Source organism: Fuscovulum sp. (genome assembly GCA_035192965.1).
Taxonomy (GTDB): domain Bacteria; phylum Pseudomonadota; class Alphaproteobacteria; order Rhodobacterales; family Rhodobacteraceae; genus Paragemmobacter.
Map to the genome: position 1 here is coordinate 2,006,174 of CP136571.1, position 18,940 is coordinate 2,025,113.

Below are 18,940 nucleotides of genomic sequence, written 5' to 3' on the forward strand. Positions count from 1 at the left end.
CAGTCCGATCCTTCGCAGTTGGATCGTTCACAGGAACTTTCGCAGAAAATTCCTGTCTCATGCTGCCTCCGCCCGGTGCAAGGCCGTCAGCGGGTCGGTGCCGTTCCAGCTGCCGACACTGCCCAGCAGGTGAAAACGGGCATAAAGCTCTTCGTTGAACCAGTTGCCCTCGCGCACGGCGCGGATGGCGCGGCCATGCGGGCCATCACCACGGGCAAAAGCCGCCATGCTGGCGGTATCGGGCCAGATCGAGAAGGTCACCTGATGCAGCAGGGGCAGTTCGCCGATGCCAATCTTGAAGGCGACATTCGGGTCGCTGCCGATCATGGCGGAAATCGACGGCACACGATCCCAAAAGCGAAGGGCCTTGGCCGGCCGCACCGTGGCGCGGGTCAGCGCGGCAAGCGGGCCTGTCGAATCGGTGGCGTTTGTATCCGGCATGAACGGGTTCTCGCCAGCCCAGCGGCCACGCGCCGACAAGGGATTCAGAAACACCGTCCAGCTTTCATCGGCGCGGGATCGCCAGCGTTGCCAGACCGGGCTGTCGCGCGTGGCGCTGCGCGCCGTCGCCTCATCCGGCCAGACGGCAAGGATGGCCCAGACGCCCCAGTTGGGCCGGGGGGTGAACCCTTCACCCGTGCCGGAACCGCAGAGTTTCCAGAACTTCGCCCGCGTTTCCCGTCGAAGCGACAGCCGTGCAGCCCCCATCTGGCCAATCACCCACAGGCGTGACCCGATCCCGTCAAACCGGAAAAGGCTGAGGCTGGTAACGGAAATGGCGCGAACCTCCGGCGCAGAGAGTGTAAACATACTCTGACAGTATCTGCGGAAGAGGGAAAGAAAAAACGCTGATTTATGCGCGGCTCACAGAGATATTGTAAATTAAACTAGACACTCTATCATCCCTCCCATGAAGCACACACCGCCACCCCGCCCTGTCCCGGACCTGCCTGACTCAAACCATGCCATTGTCATTGGTGCCGGGTTGGGGGGGCTGGCTTCGGCCATGCGGTTGGGTGCCAAAGGCTGGCGCGTGACAGTGATCGACCGGCTCGATCGCGTGGGCGGGCGCGGATCGTCGATCACCCAGGGCGGCCACCGCTTTGACCTCGGTCCCACCATCGTGACCGTGCCGCAAGGATTGCGCGACCTCTGGGCTGTCTGCGGGCGCGATTTTGACCGGGATGTTCGGCTTGTGCCGATGGACCCGTTCTATGAAATCCGCTGGGAAGACGGTTCAACCTTCACCATGCGCCAGGACGAGGCCGCCATGAAGGCCGAGGTCGCGCGTCTCTCTCCGGGCGACCTGAAGGGGTATCAGAAGTTCCTGAACGACAGCGAAAAACGCTATTGGTTCGGGTTCGAAGACCTCGGCCGCCGCCCGATGAACAAGCTGATGGATCTCATCAAGGTGCTGCCGACATTCGTGCGCATGCGGGCGGACCGGTCCGTCTATGCCCATGCGGCGGGGCGCGTCTCTGATCCGCGCCTGCGCTTTGCGCTATCCTTCCATCCGCTGTTTATCGGCGGCGATCCGTTCAACGTGACGTCCATGTATATCCTTGTCAGTCACCTCGAAAAAGCCTTTGGCGTGCATTACGCCATGGGCGGCGTGCAGGCGATTGCCGAAGGCATGGCGCAGGTCGTCGCCGCGCAGGGCGGCGAGGTCGTCTCGCAGACCGAGGTTGATGAGATCGTCGTCGAAGATGGTCGCGCCGCAGGTGTGCGGCTTGTATCGGGCGAGGTGATCCGCGCGGGGCTGGTCGTGTCCAACGCCGATGCGGGGCATACCTATACCCGGCTTTTGCGCAACCTGCCACGCAAGCGCTGGACCGATGCGAAACTGAAACGCTCGCGCTGGTCGATGGGCCTTTATGTCTGGTATTTCGGCACCAAAGGCACGCGCGACATGTGGCGCGACGTGGGCCACCATTCCATCGTCGTGGGGCCGCGCTATCGCGACCATATCAAGGACATCTTCATTCGCGGCAAGCTCGCCGATGACATGAGCCTTTACGTCCACCGCCCCAGCGTGACCGATCCCACCTGCGCGCCTGCTGGCGACGATACCTTCTACGTCCTATCGCCCGTGCCGCATCTGGGCTTTTCCAACGGGGTCAACTGGGCCGAGGAAGAACCGCTCTACCGCGCCAAAATGGCGAAAATGCTGGAAGATCGGCTGATCCCCGGTTTTCAGGACCGGATCACCGAAGAAATCACCTTCACGCCTGAAACCTTTCGCGACCGTTATCTGTCCCCGCTCGGCGCCGGTTTCTCGATCGAGCCACGCATCCTGCAATCGGCGTGGTTCCGGCCGCATAACGTATCCGAAGAACTGCCTGGCCTCTATCTGGCGGGCGCAGGCACCCATCCGGGGGCAGGGCTGCCGGGGGTGGTCGGCACGGCCGAGGTGCTGGGCAAGCTTGTCCCCGATGCCCCGCGGCGCCTCGCCGAGATCCGCGAGCTGAGGATGGCCGCCGAATGATCGACCCACGCGACATGGACCACTGCCGCGAGGCGATCCGTACCGGATCGCTGTCCTTCCACGCAGCGTCGCGCCTGTTGCCCACACGGGTGCGCGATCCGGCACTGGCGCTTTATGCCTTTTGCCGCATGTCCGATGATGCGGTGGATGAAGGCGGTGACAAGGCCGCCGCTGTTCTGTCGTTGCGCGACAGGCTGGACATGGTCTATCGCGGCACGCCCGCGAACCAGCCCGCCGACCGGGCCTTTGCCGGCGTGGTCGAGGCGTTCGACATGCCCCGCGCCTTGCCCGAGGCGCTGCTGGAAGGTTTTGCCTGGGATGCGACCGAACGGCGCTATGCCGATCTGTCCGGCGTGCTGGACTACTCCGCCCGCGTTGCGGCGGCGGTGGGCGCGATGATGTGCGTTCTGATGCGGGTACGCGATGGCGATGCGTTGGCGCGGGCCTGCGATCTGGGCCTTGCGATGCAATTGACGAACATCGCCCGCGATGTGGGCGAAGATGCCCGCGCCGGAAGGCTTTATCTGCCCACAGCCTGGCTTTCGGACGAAGGCATTGATCCCGATGCCTTTTTGCGCAACCCGCGCGCCTATCCTGGCGTCGCGCGCGCCACCCTGCGCCTGCTGGATGCGGCGGATCGGCTCTATCGCCGGGCCGAGGCCGGGGTGCCCTCCCTGCCACTGGCCTGTCGCCCCGGCATCTACGCCGCGCGGCTGATCTATGACGGGATCGGCGGCAATCTGCGCCGCGTGCGCGGCGACAGCGTCACGACGCGGGCACGGACGGGCCGGGGTCAAAAGCTGGCCTGTCTGGTGGCAGCGACGGCGCGGGCGGCGGTGTCGACGGTGAAGCCGGGGCCTGCAGTGCTGCACGCCGCCCCCGCGCCGGAGGTGGCCTTTCTGGTGCAGGCCGCCACACGCGGCGCGACCCGGCCCGCGCGCAGTGACACGCTCTTGTCCGTGCTGGCCCAGCTCGAGGCGCGCGACCGCGGCATGGCCTGATGGCCAAGCCCCTGTAAAGCCGTGAATTTCACCTCTGTCCGTTTCCGCTTGGACGCAAGGCCCAGACGGGCTACATCGCTGTGTCTGGTGAAACCGGGAGCGATGTCATGGAATTCTTCACCCTGTTTCTGACCTATCTCGCTGCCTGCGGGGCGGCGGCGGCCACGGGAGCGCTGTTTCAGCCCGGCGACTGGTATCGCAGCCTGAACAAACCGCGCTGGACCCCGCCGGATTGGCTGTTTCCGGTGGCCTGGACGGTGCTTTATCTGTGCATGTCCACGGCAGCGGCGCGGGTCGCGATGATCGACGGCACAGGGCAGGCGCTGGCGCTGTGGTCGGTACAGATTGCCCTTAACGCCTTGTGGACGCCCGTCTTTTTCGGCCTTCGCAGGCTCGGCGCTGGGCTGGTGATCATCTTCCTGCTCTGGCTGGCCGTGGCCGCCACGATGCTTGCCTTCTGGCAGGTGGACTGGATCGCTGGGCTGTTGTTCGCGCCCTACCTGCTTTGGGTGTCGATTGCCGGGGCGTTGAACCGGTCGGTCTGGGTGCGCAATCCAGTGACGGCGTAAGCTTCAAAGCGACGGAAATCGCCGGAACATGCCGAAACGGGCTGTGCAGCGCGCGGTGCAGACACCTGTGCAGCAAGCCGTATGCACGGAGCGAACGGTCCAGGGCCGCCGCGCGCAACGGCATACAGAAACGCCAGACAAAATTCTTCGAAGAATTTTGCAAATTCCTTCCAAGGAATTTGGGTCAGAAGCTCCACCCGCTGCGCCGTGGCACGCGCACGGCCAGCATCGGTTTCAGCAGCGGAGACCGGAACCGGGTCAGATCCAGCGCCTCATGCACGCCTTGCGTCACCTCACCCTCCAGCCGGGTTTCCACCACGCTGCGGCTGTAGAAAGGTGCATCCAGCATCGACATCACCTCGCGCGGGGTGGTGCCCACATCGGCACGGGTTTCGCGGCGGACCTGCCAGCGCGACCGGGCAAAGGCCGTGCGGGGCGGCGGCGCCACTTCGCGCGCCTCGCCCCCTGCAGTAACCTCCAGCCCGAAATCAAGGCGCGATCCGTCGCGGCGGATCGCGTCATAGATGCACAGCGCCCGGTCCTGCATCGGGAACCGGCCCCAGGTCCAGAAATCGAAATCCGCCTCCAGCGCAGCGGTGCCGAAGTTTGCGTCGAAGTAGCCATGGCCTTCCCAGACATGGCCCTGCGTCAGGTTCACCGAGATATGGGCCAGCGGCGCAAACGGGCGCCAGACATGGCGCGGATGCAGCGCCAGTTCCACCCCGGTCACCGCGCTGGGCGTCAGCACGATCCGGCCCTTCACCGCGCTGATGAGGGGCGGGGATGACACCTCGTCCACATCAATCACCAATTCCCGCCCTGTCCAGTGCATCCGGCTGGGGCCAAGCGTCAGGGTATCCGCGCTTTGGCGCAAGGCGCTGCGGCCCCGGTCCGTCATGGTAAAGCGCCCGCCCGGGCCATAGGTGGCGACATTCAGGCAGACATGGTTCTGCGGCTCGCGCCGCCCGGACCAGGCATACCAAGGCGAAAACACCGATCCGATGAACCCTATGACCGAGACCGCGCGCCGCCCGTCATCCGAGACACCGTCGAGATACCACCAGGCATAGCCATCGGGGCCGACTTCGACCCGGAAATCCGGTCCTGCATGATCGCCGCGGCCGCGTGCATCGCGGAGAGGGCTGCCATCGGCACCCCCGCCCCCGGATGCGCCCCGCCCCCCGCCAGATACAGGCCCGGCAAGGCTGTTCGCGCGGGCGGGCGCTGGAAGGCCGCCATCATCCCTTCGGGCGAGCGCCCGTAGATCGCCCCCTGTGACGCCGGAAACAGACGGTTCAACTGTGCGGGCGTGGTCAACCCCGCGCTGTCGGGCAACGGGGAAAAGGTCAGCCCCATGCGGGACAGGTGATCGAAGGTCATGTGGCGGCATCGGGTGAAATCCTCGGGTCGCGCGGGCAGGCCAGCGGGGGCGTTCAGGATGATCTCGAATCGTTCGAGCGTGTTTGCGAAAGAGTGGGCGGGGGCGGGACCGCGGGCGCGGTCCTCGGCGCACAGGTAAAGGGTGGGGGCTTCCGGCATCTGCCCCTTGCCGATGGGGCCGAATTCACCCGCAGGATCATCGGTGAAGAACAGGTTGTGATGGATCAGATCCGCCGCCCGTTCCCCCTGCGGCGTTGCGGCAAAGGCCCAGACCAGCGCCGACAGGCTGGGCGGGCCGGCCGCGCGGGCCGGCAGGGCGGATTGCGCGGCATCCCCCAACAGCCCCGTGGTCAGCGCGGCAGGGTCACCGTTGAAGACGCAGGCACCGCAGGGCAGGGTGCGCCCGCCATCTATCTGCACCCCCGTCACCCGCCCGCTTTGCCGGGTGATGCGGGTGGCGGATGTGCCATAGCGGAACTGCACCCCCATGCGTTCGGCCAGTGCGGCCAGCGCAGCGGCAAGGTGGTGCATCCCCCCCTCAACCGCCCAGACCCCCCGCGCCTCGGCCCGCCAGATGAGCGACAGGACAGCCGGGGAATGGGCGGGCCTGCCGCCGACATAGGTTGCATAGCGCGCGAAAAGCTGGATCAGGCGCGGGTCGCGGAAATGCTTCCGCAGCAGCCCTTCCACCGTCAGACCGGGGCGCAGGGCAGGCCACAGGCGCGGCTGGCTCAGCGCGGCGCGGGCGATGGCGGGCAGGTCGGGACGGGCGGCCTGCATCACCGGCACGTCAAAGGCCCGGAACAGGGATTCGGTCAGCGCATCGAATCGCAAAAAGGCCTCTGCCTCGCGCGGGCCCGCAAAGGCGCGGATCGCATCGGCATTGGCCGCACGGTCCGGCGTCAGGTCCAGCGCATCAGACCCCGGCCACCAGTGCCGCGCAAGGATGGGCTGGGGGATCAGCGTCAGGTGATCGTCGATCCGTTCGCCATTCAACGCGAACAGCGCGTCAAACACATGCCGCATGGTCAGGACCGTTGGCCCCGTATCCACCGGACCGGCGGCTGAGGGCAGGGCGCGCGCCTTGCCACCCGGCGCATCGGCCCGTTCCAGCACCGTGACCGCAAGCCCCGCCGCCGCCAGACGGATGGCCGAGGCAAGGCCGCCCATCCCGGCACCGATGACGATGACGCGGTCGCGCGCGTCTTTTGCCTGCGGCTGTTCCATGGCGGAAGTCTTAGACGCGTCCGGCGATATGTCCATCCGGAATTACATCAAGGTGTAAGATTTAGTTTACACTTTAAGCCGTCAGTGCAAGACTGATCGAAATCAGGATGCGAAAGGGGCCATCATGGGTCTGAATGCCGGGATGGACGTGCGGATCGAGGCGGCTGTCACCGCGGCCCTGTCGCTGGGCATGGGGCCTGCGTCCCATGGCGAAGCCCCGGCCAGGTTGCGCGGCGCGCTGGATCATGCCGTGCTGCCGGGTGGTGCGCGGATCCGGCCCACCATCCTTGTGTCGGTTGCCCGGGCCTGCGGCGATGATCGCCCGCAGATCACTGATGCAGCGGCGGCGGCGCTGGAACTGATCCATTGCGCCAGCCTTGTGCATGATGATCTGCCCTGTTTCGACGATGCCGATACGCGGCGCGGCAAGGCCACGGTGCACCGCGCCTATGGCGAGCCGCTGGCCGTGCTGGCGGGGGATTCGCTGATCGTGCTGGCCTTCGAGGTGCTGGCGCGGGCGGCGGGTGATCATCCGCGCCGGGCAGTGGACCTGATCCGTGTTCTGGCACAGCGCACCGGCATGCCCGGTGGCATCTGCGCCGGGCAGGGTTGGGAAAGCGAGCCTGTGGTGAACCTGTCGGCCTATCACCGTGCCAAGACCGGGGCGCTGTTCATCGCGGCCACGCAGATGGGCGCCATCGCGGCAGGGCAAGAGCCCGAGCCGTGGGAAGAACTGGGCGCGCGTATTGGTGAGGCGTTCCAGGTGGCTGATGACCTGAAAGACGCGCTCCTGACCGAGGCCGAAATGGGCAAGCCTGCGGGGCAGGATGCGGCCCATGCGCGGCCTTCGGCGGTGCAGGAACTGGGGGTTGCAGGCGCGGTGCGCCATCTGAAGGATATTCTGGGCGGGGCAATTGCCTCTATCCCATCCTGCCCCGGCGAAGCGATGCTGGCCGCCATGGTGCGCGCCTATGCCGAACGGATGACCCCGGTCGATCTGCACCCGGTGCGGGGATGACAGACGCGGCCAGCGGGCCGGGTCTGCGCCCCGTGCGGGCTGCGCGGCAGCCATTGGCGGTGCGGCTGGGCCTTTCGGCGCGGTTCCATGCCATTTGCGCCCGCGTTCCCGGCCTGCGTCTGATCGCGCGGCGCGAGGGCGAGGCGCTGTTCGATGTCGTCTCCGGCTTCGTGCAATCGCAGGCACTGCTGGCGCTCGTGGAATTGCGCGTGCTGCACCGGCTGGCCGAAGGGCCTGCACCGCTGGCTGCACTGGCGGGGCCGGCAGGTGTGCCGCCGGCGCGGATGGCGGTGCTGTTGCAGGCGGGGGCGGGGCTTGGCCTGCTTGCGCAGAGGCGCGGAATTTGGCGGCTGACCGTGCGCGGCGCGGCGTTCCTGACAGTGCCGGGGCTGGAGGCGATGGTGCGCCATCACCCCGTGCTCTACCGCGATCTGGCCGATCCGGTGGCCTTCTTCCGGGGCGAGACACAGCCCGAACTGGCGCAGTTCTGGCCCTATGTCTTTGGTGCGGGCGGTGCGGCCGATCCGGCGCTGGCGCAGCGCTATTCCGATCTGATGGCCGACAGCCAGGGTCTGGTGGCGGCCGATACGCTGCGGCTGGTGGATTTTCGGGGCGTTCAGCATCTGATGGATGTGGGCGGCGGGACGGGGGCCTTTCTGGCCGCCGTGGGGGCCGCACATCCGGCCCTGCGCATGACGCTTTTCGATCTGCCTGCCGTGGTGCCGGGTGCCGTCGCGCGCTTTGCGTCGGCGGGGGTGTCGGATCGGGTGACCATCGTGCCGGGGTCTTTCCGCGATGATCCGCTGCCGCAAGGGGCCGATGCCATCTCGCTGGTGCGGGTGCTTTACGACCATGCCGACGACACGATCACGGCGCTGTTACGGGCCGTGTTCACATCGCTCCCGCCAGGGGGCCGAGTCGTGGTGTCCGAGCCGATGTCCGGGGGGGATTCTCCGGACCGGGCAACCGATGTGTACTTTTCTGTTTACACTCTGGCCATGCAGACGGGGCGCACCCGGTCCGGGGCTGAGATTGCGCGTATGCTGCGGAATGCAGGCTTTTCGGACCCAATAATCCTTCAGGGTTTCCGACCTTTTGTCACCTCCGTGGTGACAGCCACGGTGCCTGCTGCCTAAGTTGTTCCAAAAAGTGTCTAATTAAGTTGACACTACGCGCTGTCAGTCTACACTTACACCAAGCCGTGATGGACCCGAAAGAGCGGGGCAGGATGGCGCAGGGAGAGATCAAGTTGCAAACCACCGCCGTCATCCTTTCCGGACCCAGGGATCTGTCCCTTGAGGTGCTGGGACTGACAGCCCCCGGCGACGGGGATCTGGTGGTCGAGATCGCCCATTCCGGCATTTCCACCGGCACCGAAAAGCTTTTTTATTCCGGCACCATGCCGCCCTTTCCTGGCATGGGTTACCCGCTTGTCCCCGGCTATGAAGCTGCGGGCGAGGTGGTCGAGGCGGGCGCAGGCAGCGGTTTCAAGGTTGGCGATCATGTGTTCGTGCCGGGCGCCAATTGCTTTACCGGTGATGTGAAGGGCCTCTTCGGTGGCGCCTCGCGCCATTTGGTGACGCCCGCGCATCGCGTGGCCCGGATCGACCGGGGCATGGGGGCCGAAGGCGCACTTCTGGCGCTGGCCGCAACCGCGCGTCATGCGCTGGCTGGCTTCAACACCGCGCTGCCCGATCTGATCGTGGGTCATGGCACGCTGGGCCGTCTTCTGGCCCGCCTGACCGTGGCCGCTGGTGCCCCTGCGCCGACCGTGTGGGAAACCAATGCGGCGCGGCGCGACGGCGCGGCGGGCTATGCCTGCATCGCGCCGGAAGACGACCCGCGCCGCGATTACAAAGCCATCTACGATGCCAGCGGCGCCAAGGGCCTGCTAGACCAGCTGATCATGCGTCTGGCCAAGGGCGGCGAGGTCGTGCTGGCGGGGTTCTATACCGAACCCGTCTCCTTCGTGTTTCCCCCGGCCTTCATGAAAGAGGCGCGCATTCGCATCGCCTCGGAATGGAATGCCGAAGACCTGACCGCCACCCGCGCGCTGATCGAAAGCGGTGCGCTGTCGCTGGCCGGTCTGATCACCCACACCCGGCCCGCGTCAGCGGCCCCGGAAGCCTATGCAACCGCATTCGACGATGCGGCTTGCCTGAAAATGATTCTCGACTGGAAGGGCCACGCATGAACGACGTTCCGAATCTGAAGGACTTCGACGCCCGTCTTCGGGACGAGGCCCACGAAGAACCCACATTGGAAGTGCCGCAGGGCGAGCCGACCAAGAAAACGCAGATCATCGCGATTTATGGCAAGGGCGGCATCGGCAAATCCTTCACGCTGGCCAACCTGAGCCACATGATGGCCGAAAACGGCAAGCGCGTGCTGCTGATCGGCTGCGATCCGAAATCGGATACGACCAGCCTGCTGTTCGGCGGCAAGGCCTGCCCCACGATCATCGAGACCTCGACCCGCAAGAAACTGGCGGGTGAAGAGGTCAAGATCGGCGATGTCTGCTTCAAGCGCGGCGGTGTCTTCGCGATGGAACTGGGCGGGCCGGAAGTGGGCCGCGGCTGCGGGGGTCGCGGGATCATCCACGGCTTTGAACTGCTCGAAAAGCTGGGCTTCCACGACTGGGACTTTGACTATGTCCTCTTGGATTTCCTTGGCGATGTGGTCTGCGGCGGCTTTGGCCTGCCGATCGCCCGCGACATGGCGCAAAAGGTGATCGTGGTCGCCTCGAACGACCTGCAATCGCTCTATGTCGCCAACAACGTCTGCTCGGCGGTGGAATACTTCCGCAAGCTGGGCGGCAATGTCGGCGTGGCGGGCATGGTCATCAACAAGGATGACGGCACGGGCGAGGCTGCGGCCTTTGCCGCAGCGGTCAATATCCCGATCCTGGCCAGCATCCCGGCGGATGACGACCTGCGCCGCAAATCGGCCAATTACCAGATCGTCGGCACCCATGCCACGCAATGGGGTGGCCTGTTCACCGAGCTGGCCGAAAACGTCGCCGAAGCCCCGCCGCTGCGGCCCAAGCCGCTGACGCAGGATGGCCTGCTGGGCCTGTTCGATGCCGAAACCACCGGTGCAGATTTCGTACTGAGCCCGGCAACCGATGCCGACATGCGCGGCAAATACTCGGCCGAGGTGAAGTCACTGGAAGTGGTCTACGACAATGTTTGACCTGCATCTTCTTGAAAAACTGGAAGAAGCCCTGCGCGCCATCGCCCGGAAAGGCACCAAGTAATGACCAGCGAAACCCGTTATGACATGGCTGACCAAACCCCGGTGACCGAAGGGGTCCGGGATGCGGCTGCGCCTGCCATGGCGGGTGCGCCGGTTGACGGCATGGGGTGCCATGCCGGTGCTGCCGAGATGGAAGCCGCCGCACGGGCGGCGGGCAATTCGGAAATCCTTGATCAATATGCCGCCGACTATCCGCAAGGCCCGCATGACAAACCGCAAAGCATGTGCCCCGCCTTCGGGTCGCTGCGCGTTGGTCTGCGGATGCGGCGGGTGGCGACAGTTCTGTCGGGCTCTGCCTGCTGCGTCTATGGCCTGACCTTCGTGTCGCATTTCTATGGCGCGCGGCGGTCGGTGGGTTATGTGCCCTTCAATTCGGAATCGCTGGTCACCGGCAAGCTGTTCGAAGATATCCGCGACGCGGTGCATGAACTGGCCGATCCCGACCGCTATGATGCGGTTGTGGTGACCAACCTTTGTGTTCCCACCGCCAGCGGCGTTCCGCTGAAGCTCTTGCCCAATGAAATCAACGGTGTGCGCATCGTGGGCATCGACGTTCCGGGCTTTGGCGTGCCGACCCATGCCGAGGCCAAGGATGTATTGGCGGGTGCAATGCTGAAATATGCCCGCACCGAGATCGAGGCAGGCCCCGTCGCCGCCCCCGAACGCGGGCGGTCCGACCGGCCGACTGTCGCCCTGCTGGGCGAGATGTTCCCCGCCGATCCGATGATGATTGGCGCGATGCTGGCCCCGCTTGGGCTGGCTGCCGGGCCTGTCGTGCCTTGCCGCGAATGGCGCGAGCTCTATGCCGCGCTGGATTGCGGTGTGGTGGCGGCGATCCATCCCTTCTACACCGCCGCAATCCGCGAGTTTCAGGCGGCAGGCCGCAAGATCGTGGGCTCCGCCCCTGTGGGCCATGACGGCACAATGGAATGGCTGGCGGCCATTGGCGCGGCCTATGGCGTTCCTGCAGACCGCATCGCCGCTGCACAGAACGGCTTTGGCGCGGCAATCAAGGCGGCTTTGGCCGACAATCCGATCAAGGGCCGGATCACGCTGTCGGGCTATGAAGGCTCGGAACTGCTGGTCGCGCGCCTGCTGATCGAAAGCGGCGCGGATGTGGCCTATGTCGGCACCGCCTGCGCCAGAAATGAATGGAGCGAACCCGACCGCGCCTGGCTGGAATCCAAGGGTGTCGCGGTGAAATACCGCGCCAGCCTGGAAGATGACTGCGCCGCGATGGAGGCCTTCCGCCCCGATCTGGCCATCGGCACCACGCCCGTTGTGCAAAAGGCCAAGGAACTGGCGATCCCGGCGCTGTATTTCACCAACCTGATTTCCGCGCGCCCGCTGATGGGGCCGGCCGGGGCAGGGAGCCTGGGGCAGGTCGTCAATGCCGCCATGGCCAACAAGGGCCGCATGGAAGGCATGAAGGAATTCTTCGAAGGTGTCGGCACCGGCGATACCGCAGGCATCTGGGAAGGCGCCCCGAACCTGCGCCCCGATTTCCGCGCCACCCATCAGAAGAAGCTCGACAAGCTGGCGAAAGCTGCCAAGGCCGAGGAGATGATCTGATGCTGGTGCAGGATCATGATCGGGCAGGCGGCTATTGGGGGGCGATCTATGCCTTCTGCGCCGTCAAGGGTTTGCAGGTTGTCATCGACGGCCCGGTAGGCTGTGAAAACCTGCCGGTAACGTCGGTGCTGCATTACACCGACGCGCTGCCGCCGCATGAATTGCCCATCGTGGTCACCGGGCTGGGCGAGGATGAGATGACATCCGGCACCGAAGCCTCGATGGCGCGGGCCTGGAAAACGCTGGATCCTGCGCTGCCCGCGGTGGTGGTCACGGGGTCCATCTCGGAAATGATCGGTGGCGGCGTGACGCCGCAGGGCACCAACATCCAGCGCTTCCTTCCCCGCACCATCGACGAGGATCAATGGCAATGCGCAGATCGCGCGATGACGTGGATCTTCACCGAGTTTGGCCAGACCAAGGGCCGGATGCCGGTCGAGAAAAAGCGTGAACCGGGTGATAAGCCGCGCGTGAACATCCTTGGACCGATGTACGGCGTCTTCAACATGGCGTCGGACCTGCACGAAATCCGCCGCCTTGTCGAAGGCATCGGTGGCGCGGTCAACATGGTTATGCCGCTGGGCGCCCATCTGGCCGAGATGCGCAATCTGGTGAATGCCGATGTCAACATCGTCATGTACCGCGAATTCGGCCGCGGTCTGGCCGAGGTGCTGGGCAAACCCTACCTTCAGGCCCCCGTCGGGCTGGACAGCACGACGAAATTCCTGCGCAAGCTGGGTGAATTGCTGGGTCTGGACCCGGAACCGTTCATCGCCCAGGAAAAGCATTCCACGCTCAAGCCCGTCTGGGATCTGTGGCGGTCGGTGACGCAGGATTTCTTCGGCACGGCGAACTTTGCCATCGTGGCGAATGAAACCTATGCCCGTGGCATCCGCAACTATCTGGAAACCGATCTGGGCCTGCCCTGCGCCTTTGCCGTGGCACGCACGGCGGGGACCAAGACGAACAACGAACAGGTGCGCGCCCTGATCCGCCAACACCGCCCGCTGGTGGTGATGGGGTCGATCAACGAAAAGATGTACCTCGCCGAATTGAAGGCAGGCCACGGACCGCAGCCGCATTTCATCGCGGCCTCGTTCCCCGGCGCCGCCATCCGCCGCCATACCGGCACGCCCTTCATGGGCTATGCCGGCTGTGTCTGGCTGTTGCAGGAAGTCTGCAACGGTCTGTTCGAAGCGCTCTTCCACATCCTGCCGCTTGGCACGGACATGGACAGCGCCGCTGCCACCCCCACGACCCTGCGCCGTGACTTCCCTTGGGATGTCGACGCACAGGCAGAACTGGACCGGATCGTTTCCGAACATCCGATCCTGACCCGCATTTCTGCGGCACGTTCTCTGCGCGACGCAGCCGAAAAGGCCGCGCTCGACCAAGGGGACGAACGGGTGGTCAAGGAAACCGTCGAAGCGCTGCGTGGCGCGTTCGGCACAATCACCAAGGGAGGAACTGCATGAGCGATCATTCCGCAGACGGACAGGGCCATCACGCCCACCGTGCGCCGCGCGTCGAGTTTTACGCCTACTTCGCCGTCATCTTCCTGGTGGTGATCCCCTTCGCCGCCGTCGCCTGGATCGTGCAGACGATCACCGAACGGCGGCTGCCCGTGAATGGCCCCCTGGCCCGCGCTTGGCGCGAGGCGGGGTCGATCACGCCCAATATCTTCCGCCCGTAACACGGCGGACGACTTCACCGGGTTGCGCCCAGCCCGTCACCGCTTCGCCGCCCCGCAGACCATCGTGGGGCGGTGAAAAAAACGGAACGGCATTCCGCCCGACCGTAACCCCGCCGCAGGGATTGCGGCTCAGCTAATCCATCCGGAGGATTGTTATGGCTGATAAGAGCGACCTGAGTTTCACAGGTCTGACCGACGAGCAGGCGCAGGAACTGCACTCGGTGTATATGAGCGGGCTTTGGCTCTTCGTTGCCATCGCCGTTGTCGCGCATATCGCCACGTACATCTGGCGCCCCTGGTTCTGAGGAGGATCATACCATGTCGAAATTCTACAAAATCTGGCTGATCTTCGACCCCCGCCGCGTGTTCGTGGCTCAGGGCGTCTTCCTGTTCCTTCTCGCTGCGATGATCCACCTCGTGGTTCTGAGCAACGGGCTGAACTGGTTCCAAACCGCAGCAAGCGCCGGTGGCGCATCTGTGGTTGCGACCGAGTAACGATGCCGCAAGGCACTGGCTGCGGGCGGAGGCAATACTCCTTCGCCCGCGGCGACCCTGAACGGGTTATTCCGACGGCACCAGCGACGACCGCCGGGCGCAACACAGCGGAGAGGGAAGCATGGCACTGCTCAGCTTCGAACGAAAATACCGCGTGCCAGGTGGCACGCTGATCGGCGGGAACTTGTTCGACTTCTGGGTCGGGCCTTTCTTCGTCGGTTTCTTTGGCGTCACGACGTTCTTTTTCGCGGCGCTGGGCACGATCCTGATTTTCTATGGCACCGCCATGGAAGGCGTCTGGAACCCGTGGCTCATTTCGATTGATCCGCCGCCCGTCGAATATGGGCTGGGATTTGCACCCCTGATGGAGGGGGGCCTGTGGCAGCTCATCACGATCTGCGCGCATGGTGCCTTCATCTCATGGGCGCTGCGCGAGGTAGAGATCTGCCGCAAGCTGGGTATGGGCTTTCATGTGCCCTTTGCCTTTGCCGTGGCCATTCTTGCCTATTCCACACTTGTCGTCTTTCGCCCGCTGATGATGGGTGCCTGGGGATATGCGTTCCCCTATGGCATCTGGACGCACCTCGATTGGGTGTCGAACACGGGCTATCAATACGGCAACTTCCACTACAACCCCGCCCACATGATTGCCGTGTCGTTCTTTTTCACGAACGCGCTCGCGCTTTCCCTGCACGGCGCCTTGATCCTGTCCGCAGCGAACCCCGAAAAGGGCAAGGAAATGCGGACGCCGGACCATGAAGACACCTATTTCCGCGATCTGATCGGTTACTCCGTTGGCACCCTCGGGATCCACCGTCTTGGCCTTCTCTTGGCGCTGAATGCGGGCTTCTGGAGCGCGGTCTGCATCATCATCTCTGGCACCATCTGGTTCGACCAGTGGGTTGTCTGGTGGGATTGGTGGCTGCAGCTGCCGTGGTGGGCTGATATCGCAGGAGGCGTAAATGGCTGAGTATCAGAACATCTTCACGCAAGTGCAGGTACAGGCTTCCCCCGAAATGGGGATGGTCGAAGCGGTCGAACTCTCCAACCGGACCAAGGGGGCAAGTTTCTCCACCCTGGCCGGCTGGTTCGGAAACGCCCAACTCGGGCCCGTCTATCTGGGCACGATGGGGGTGATCTCGCTGATGTCCGGCGCGGTCTGGTTCATGTTGGTGGGGGCTTGGTACTGGTATCAGGCCGGCTTCAACCCGGCGGTCTTCATGCGGGATCTGTTCTGGTTCTCGCTCGAACCGCCGTCGTCCGACTATGGCCTGGGCTTCGCGCCCATCGCCGAAGGCGGGCTGTGGCTGATCGCGTCCTTCTTCCTGCTGGTCTCGGTTCTGGCTTGGTGGGTGCGCACCTATCTGCGCGCCGAAGCGCTGGGCATGGGCAAACATGTGAGCTGGGCCTTTGCCAGCGCCATCTGGTTGTTCCTCGTGCTGGGCCTGTTCCGCCCGATCCTGATGGGATCGTGGTCGGAAGCCGTGCCCTACGGCATCTTCAGCCACCTCGACTGGACCAACAACTTCTCGCTGACCTACGGCAACTTGTTCTACAACCCCTTCCACGCACTCTCGATCGTCTTCCTTTACGGGTCGGCCCTCTTGTTTGCGATGCACGGGGCCACCATTCTTGCGGTGTCGCGCTTCGGTGGCGACCGTGAACTGGAACAGATCGCCGATCGTGGCACCGCGTCCGAACGTGCAGCGCTCTTCTGGCGCTGGACCATGGGCTTCAATGCCACGATGGAAGGCATTCACCGTTGGGCCTGGTGGTTTGCGGTGCTGGTCACGCTGACAGGCGGTATCGGTATCCTTCTGACCGGTACAGTCGTCGACAACTGGTTCGTGTGGGCGCAAGACCACGGCTACGCGCCGCTGGATTGAGGGGATAACCATGTCAGACAATTTCTTTGAACAGAAACCCGGCACTGCCCTGCGTTCCTGGGCGCTCTATCAGATGCTGGCGGGTGCGGGATGGGCGGCTTTGTTCCTCCTCTCGGTAGGCGCGATCCTTCTGGCAGTCTGGGGCATCGGCCTCCTGCTGCCCGAGGAAAGCAAGCAGGCCCCTGATCCCAACGCCTTTCTGATCACGGCCCCGGCGGAAACGCAGACGGCCTGACACAATCTTTGCCCGGGCGGGACCAACGCTCCGCCCGGGCCATTACATTCGGGCCATACGCCGGCCCGGATCCGGGGCGCAACCACTGCCCGGTTCCCTTCCTGTTGGCGACAGGGACCTGGTGCCGTGTGGGTTTGCTCACACGGCATCTTTTTTTCACACGGAGCATGACGATGACCGATACCCCGCTTCTCGACCGTGTCTCCGGCCCCGCCGACATGAAGGCGCTGACAGATACCGATCTGGCGCGTCTGGCCCATGAGGTGCGGCGCGAGGTGATCAACACCGTCTCGCAGACCGGGGGGCATCTGGGATCATCGCTGGGCGTGGTGGAACTGACCGTCGCCATTCATGCCGTCTTTGACACCCCGCGCGACAAACTGATCTGGGACGTGGGCCATCAATGCTATCCGCACAAGATCCTGACCGGGCGGCGGGAACGCATGTCCACCCTGCGCCAAAGCGGCGGCCTTTCAGGCTTTACCAAACGCGCGGAATCCGAATTCGATCCGTTCGGGGCGGCGCACAGCTCCACCTCCATCTCTGCCGCGCTGGGCTATGCCATGGGGCGCGAGATGGGCATGCCCGTGGGTGATACCATCGCCGTGATCGGCGACGGGGCCATCACAGCCGGCATGGCCTATGAGGCGATGAACCACGCAGGCCATCTGGGCAAGCGGCTGTTCGTGATCCTGAACGACAATGACATGAGCATCGCGCCTCCGGTGGGGGCCTTGTCGAAATACCTCAATGAAATCGCGGCCAAGGGGCCGCTTGCGCTGTTCAAGGCGGCGGCGGAAGAGTTCGAATCCCATCTGCCCGGCCCCATGCGCGACGGCGCGCGCCGCGCGCGGCAACTCGTCACCGGGATGCCCGGCGGCGGCACATTGTTCGAGGAACTGGGCTTCTCCTATATCGGCCCGATCGATGGCCATGACATGGGGCAGGTTCTGCAAACCCTGCGCGCCGCGCGGGCGCGGGCCACAGGGCCGGTGCTGATCCACGCTGTCACCGTCAAGGGCAAGGGCTTTGCCCCGGCGGAAAGCGCGGCCGACAAATACCACGGCGTGTCGAAATTCGACCGGGTCACCGGCGAACAGGCCAAGGCCAAATCCAACGCCCCTGCCTATACCACCGTCTTCGGCAATGCCCTGACGGACGAGGCCGCGCGCGATCCCAAGGTGGTGGCGATCACGGCGGCCATGCCGTCGGGCACCGGGCTAGATATCATGGCGAAACGCTTTGCGAGCCGCGTTTTCGATGTGGGCATTGCCGAACAGCACGGCGTGACATTTGCCGCCGGCATGGCGGCGGCAGGGCTGAAACCCGTCTGCGCCATCTACTCCACCTTCCTGCAGCGCGGCTATGACCAGATCGTCCATGACGTGGCGCTCCAAGGCCTGCCGGTGCGCTTTGCCATCGACCGCGCCGGTCTGGTGGGGCAGGACGGGGCCACCCATGCCGGGGCCTTCGACATCGGCTTCCTCGCCAATCTGCCGGGCTTTACCGTCATGGCGGCGGGGGATGAGGCAGAGCTTGTCCACATGGTCGCCACCGCCATTGCGCATGACGAAGGCCCCATCGCCTTCCGCTATCCGCGCGGCGAAGGGATGGGCGTCGACATGCCCGTCCGCGGCGTGCCGCTGGAGATCGGCAAGGGTCGGGTGATGAAGGTGGGGTCGGATGCCGCCATCCTGTCCTATGGCGCACATCTGTCCGAAGCCCTGGCCGCGGCGGAACTGCTCGAGGCCGAGGGGATTTCCATCACCGTGGCCGATGCCCGCTTTGCCAAGCCACTGGATACCCGGCTGATCGACATGCTGGTCGAAGATCACCGGGCATTGATCACGCTGGAAACGGGGGCCACAGGCGGCTTTGGCGCGCTGGTCCTGCACCATCTGGCCAATACCGGTGGGCTGGAAAAGGGCCGCGCGATCCGCACCATGACCTTGCCGGATCGCTTCATCGATCAGGCCAGCCCCGCGCAAATGTATCAATGGGCCGGATTGTCGGCGGCAGATATCGCAATGACCGTGCGCGCAGCCCTTGGCCGTGCGGAAACCGTCGCAAGACCGGGTCTGCGGATCGTCTGATCCCGCCCCAACGAATTTCCTGCGAAAATTC

At 64.8% G+C, this 18,940-nt stretch carries 19 protein-coding genes; 16 read left to right on the top strand and 3 right to left on the bottom strand.

Annotation, left to right across the window (positions count from 1 at the left end):
* Positions 1–57: 57 nt before the first annotated feature.
* Entirely contained in the window at positions 58–810 is a 753-nt protein-coding gene (locus RSE12_09865) for a spheroidene monooxygenase (protein ID WRH64604.1), read from the bottom strand.
* A 100-nt stretch (positions 811–910) separates the two neighbouring features.
* Between RSE12_09865 and RSE12_09870 the strand changes: the two genes are divergently transcribed.
* The 3 genes from RSE12_09870 (at position 911) to RSE12_09880 (ending at position 4,055) form a co-directional block, all read left to right on the top strand.
* Positions 911–2,485 carry a phytoene desaturase gene (locus RSE12_09870; protein ID WRH64605.1) on the top strand — a complete coding sequence of 525 codons (1,575 nt, stop codon included), beginning with the start codon at positions 911–913 and terminating at the stop codon, positions 2,483–2,485.
* Positions 2,482–3,486, top strand: coding sequence for a phytoene/squalene synthase family protein (locus RSE12_09875; GenBank protein WRH64606.1), 1,005 nt, complete (start codon positions 2,482–2,484; stop codon positions 3,484–3,486). The genes RSE12_09870 and RSE12_09875 overlap by 4 nt, the downstream gene beginning before the upstream one ends.
* 107 nt (positions 3,487–3,593) lie before the next feature.
* Positions 3,594–4,055 (top strand): TspO/MBR family protein, encoded by a 462-nt coding sequence (locus RSE12_09880; GenBank protein WRH64607.1) that lies wholly within the window; start codon positions 3,594–3,596, stop codon positions 4,053–4,055.
* A 184-nt stretch (positions 4,056–4,239) separates the two neighbouring features.
* On the opposite strand, the gene RSE12_09885 is transcribed toward RSE12_09880, so the two are convergent.
* Complete coding sequence (locus RSE12_09885) at positions 4,240–5,049, bottom strand: carotenoid 1,2-hydratase (GenBank protein WRH64608.1); 810 nt, start codon at positions 5,047–5,049, stop codon at positions 4,240–4,242.
* Between the two features lie 14 nt (positions 5,050–5,063).
* Positions 5,064–6,662, bottom strand: a complete 1,599-nt coding sequence (gene crtI, locus RSE12_09890) for a phytoene desaturase family protein (GenBank protein WRH64609.1) — start codon at positions 6,660–6,662, stop codon at positions 5,064–5,066.
* Positions 6,663–6,786: 124 nt separating this feature from the next.
* On the opposite strand from crtI, the gene RSE12_09895 reads away from it, so the two are divergent.
* The 13 genes from RSE12_09895 (at position 6,787) to dxs (ending at position 18,909) form a co-directional block, all read left to right on the top strand.
* Positions 6,787–7,680 carry a polyprenyl synthetase family protein gene (locus RSE12_09895; GenBank protein ID WRH64610.1) on the top strand — a complete coding sequence of 298 codons (894 nt, stop codon included), beginning with the start codon at positions 6,787–6,789 and terminating at the stop codon, positions 7,678–7,680.
* Positions 7,677–8,816 carry a methyltransferase gene (locus tag RSE12_09900; protein ID WRH64611.1) on the top strand — a complete coding sequence of 380 codons (1,140 nt, stop codon included), beginning with the start codon at positions 7,677–7,679 and terminating at the stop codon, positions 8,814–8,816. The genes RSE12_09895 and RSE12_09900 overlap by 4 nt, the downstream gene beginning before the upstream one ends.
* A gap of 113 nt (positions 8,817–8,929) precedes the next feature.
* Complete coding sequence (gene bchC / locus RSE12_09905) at positions 8,930–9,874, top strand: chlorophyll synthesis pathway protein BchC (GenBank protein WRH64779.1); 945 nt, start codon at positions 8,930–8,932, stop codon at positions 9,872–9,874.
* On the top strand, positions 9,871–10,872 hold the full coding sequence (locus RSE12_09910; protein ID WRH64612.1) for a chlorophyllide a reductase iron protein subunit X: 1,002 nt from the start codon (positions 9,871–9,873) through the stop codon (positions 10,870–10,872). Before bchC ends, RSE12_09910 begins: the two co-directional genes overlap by 4 nt.
* A gap of 63 nt (positions 10,873–10,935) precedes the next feature.
* Entirely contained in the window at positions 10,936–12,507 is a 1,572-nt protein-coding gene (gene bchY, locus RSE12_09915) for a chlorophyllide a reductase subunit Y (GenBank protein ID WRH64613.1), read from the top strand.
* The gene (bchZ, locus tag RSE12_09920) at positions 12,507–13,982 is read left to right on the top strand and encodes a chlorophyllide a reductase subunit Z (GenBank protein ID WRH64614.1); all 1,476 of its coding nucleotides are present in this window, start codon (positions 12,507–12,509) and stop codon (positions 13,980–13,982) included. Before bchY ends, bchZ begins: the two co-directional genes overlap by 1 nt.
* Positions 13,979–14,200, top strand: a complete 222-nt coding sequence (gene pufQ / locus RSE12_09925; protein ID WRH64615.1) for a cytochrome PufQ — start codon at positions 13,979–13,981, stop codon at positions 14,198–14,200. Before bchZ ends, pufQ begins: the two co-directional genes overlap by 4 nt.
* A gap of 155 nt (positions 14,201–14,355) precedes the next feature.
* A complete protein-coding gene (pufB, locus tag RSE12_09930) occupies positions 14,356–14,505 on the top strand; it encodes a light-harvesting antenna LH1, beta subunit (GenBank protein WRH64616.1) in 150 nt (49 codons plus the stop codon).
* 13 nt (positions 14,506–14,518) lie between these two features.
* On the top strand, positions 14,519–14,695 hold the full coding sequence (gene pufA / locus RSE12_09935; GenBank protein ID WRH64617.1) for a light-harvesting antenna LH1, alpha subunit: 177 nt from the start codon (positions 14,519–14,521) through the stop codon (positions 14,693–14,695).
* Positions 14,696–14,816: 121 nt separating this feature from the next.
* Positions 14,817–15,665 carry a photosynthetic reaction center subunit L gene (gene pufL / locus RSE12_09940; protein WRH64618.1) on the top strand — a complete coding sequence of 283 codons (849 nt, stop codon included), beginning with the start codon at positions 14,817–14,819 and terminating at the stop codon, positions 15,663–15,665.
* Entirely contained in the window at positions 15,658–16,581 is a 924-nt protein-coding gene (pufM, locus tag RSE12_09945) for a photosynthetic reaction center subunit M (GenBank protein WRH64619.1), read from the top strand. The genes pufL and pufM overlap by 8 nt, the downstream gene beginning before the upstream one ends.
* A 10-nt stretch (positions 16,582–16,591) precedes the next feature.
* Positions 16,592–16,816 (top strand): RC-LH1 core complex protein PufX, encoded by a 225-nt coding sequence (gene pufX / locus RSE12_09950; protein WRH64620.1) that lies wholly within the window; start codon positions 16,592–16,594, stop codon positions 16,814–16,816.
* Between the two features lie 173 nt (positions 16,817–16,989).
* A complete protein-coding gene (dxs, locus tag RSE12_09955) occupies positions 16,990–18,909 on the top strand; it encodes a 1-deoxy-D-xylulose-5-phosphate synthase (protein ID WRH64621.1) in 1,920 nt (639 codons plus the stop codon).
* Positions 18,910–18,940 lie beyond the last annotated feature (31 nt).

What these genes read in the sequence shown, in the direction of transcription:
- RSE12_09865 (WRH64604.1), bottom strand. Translation starts at nt 810, where the DNA reads ATGTTTACACTCTCTGCGCCGGAGGTTCGCGCCATTTCCGTTACCAGC.
- RSE12_09870 (WRH64605.1), top strand. Translation starts at nt 911, where the DNA reads ATGAAGCACACACCGCCACCCCGCCCTGTCCCGGACCTGCCTGACTCA.
- RSE12_09875 (WRH64606.1), top strand. Translation starts at nt 2,482, where the DNA reads ATGATCGACCCACGCGACATGGACCACTGCCGCGAGGCGATCCGTACC.
- RSE12_09880 (WRH64607.1), top strand. Translation starts at nt 3,594, where the DNA reads ATGGAATTCTTCACCCTGTTTCTGACCTATCTCGCTGCCTGCGGGGCG.
- crtI (WRH64609.1), bottom strand. Translation starts at nt 6,662, where the DNA reads ATGGAACAGCCGCAGGCAAAAGACGCGCGCGACCGCGTCATCGTCATC.
- RSE12_09895 (WRH64610.1), top strand. Translation starts at nt 6,787, where the DNA reads ATGGGTCTGAATGCCGGGATGGACGTGCGGATCGAGGCGGCTGTCACC.
- RSE12_09900 (WRH64611.1), top strand. Translation starts at nt 7,677, where the DNA reads ATGACAGACGCGGCCAGCGGGCCGGGTCTGCGCCCCGTGCGGGCTGCG.
- RSE12_09910 (WRH64612.1), top strand. Translation starts at nt 9,871, where the DNA reads ATGAACGACGTTCCGAATCTGAAGGACTTCGACGCCCGTCTTCGGGAC.
- bchY (WRH64613.1), top strand. Translation starts at nt 10,936, where the DNA reads ATGACCAGCGAAACCCGTTATGACATGGCTGACCAAACCCCGGTGACC.
- bchZ (WRH64614.1), top strand. Translation starts at nt 12,507, where the DNA reads ATGCTGGTGCAGGATCATGATCGGGCAGGCGGCTATTGGGGGGCGATC.
- pufQ (WRH64615.1), top strand. Translation starts at nt 13,979, where the DNA reads ATGAGCGATCATTCCGCAGACGGACAGGGCCATCACGCCCACCGTGCG.
- pufB (WRH64616.1), top strand. Translation starts at nt 14,356, where the DNA reads ATGGCTGATAAGAGCGACCTGAGTTTCACAGGTCTGACCGACGAGCAG.
- pufA (WRH64617.1), top strand. Translation starts at nt 14,519, where the DNA reads ATGTCGAAATTCTACAAAATCTGGCTGATCTTCGACCCCCGCCGCGTG.
- pufL (WRH64618.1), top strand. Translation starts at nt 14,817, where the DNA reads ATGGCACTGCTCAGCTTCGAACGAAAATACCGCGTGCCAGGTGGCACG.
- pufM (WRH64619.1), top strand. Translation starts at nt 15,658, where the DNA reads ATGGCTGAGTATCAGAACATCTTCACGCAAGTGCAGGTACAGGCTTCC.
- pufX (WRH64620.1), top strand. Translation starts at nt 16,592, where the DNA reads ATGTCAGACAATTTCTTTGAACAGAAACCCGGCACTGCCCTGCGTTCC.
- dxs (WRH64621.1), top strand. Translation starts at nt 16,990, where the DNA reads ATGACCGATACCCCGCTTCTCGACCGTGTCTCCGGCCCCGCCGACATG.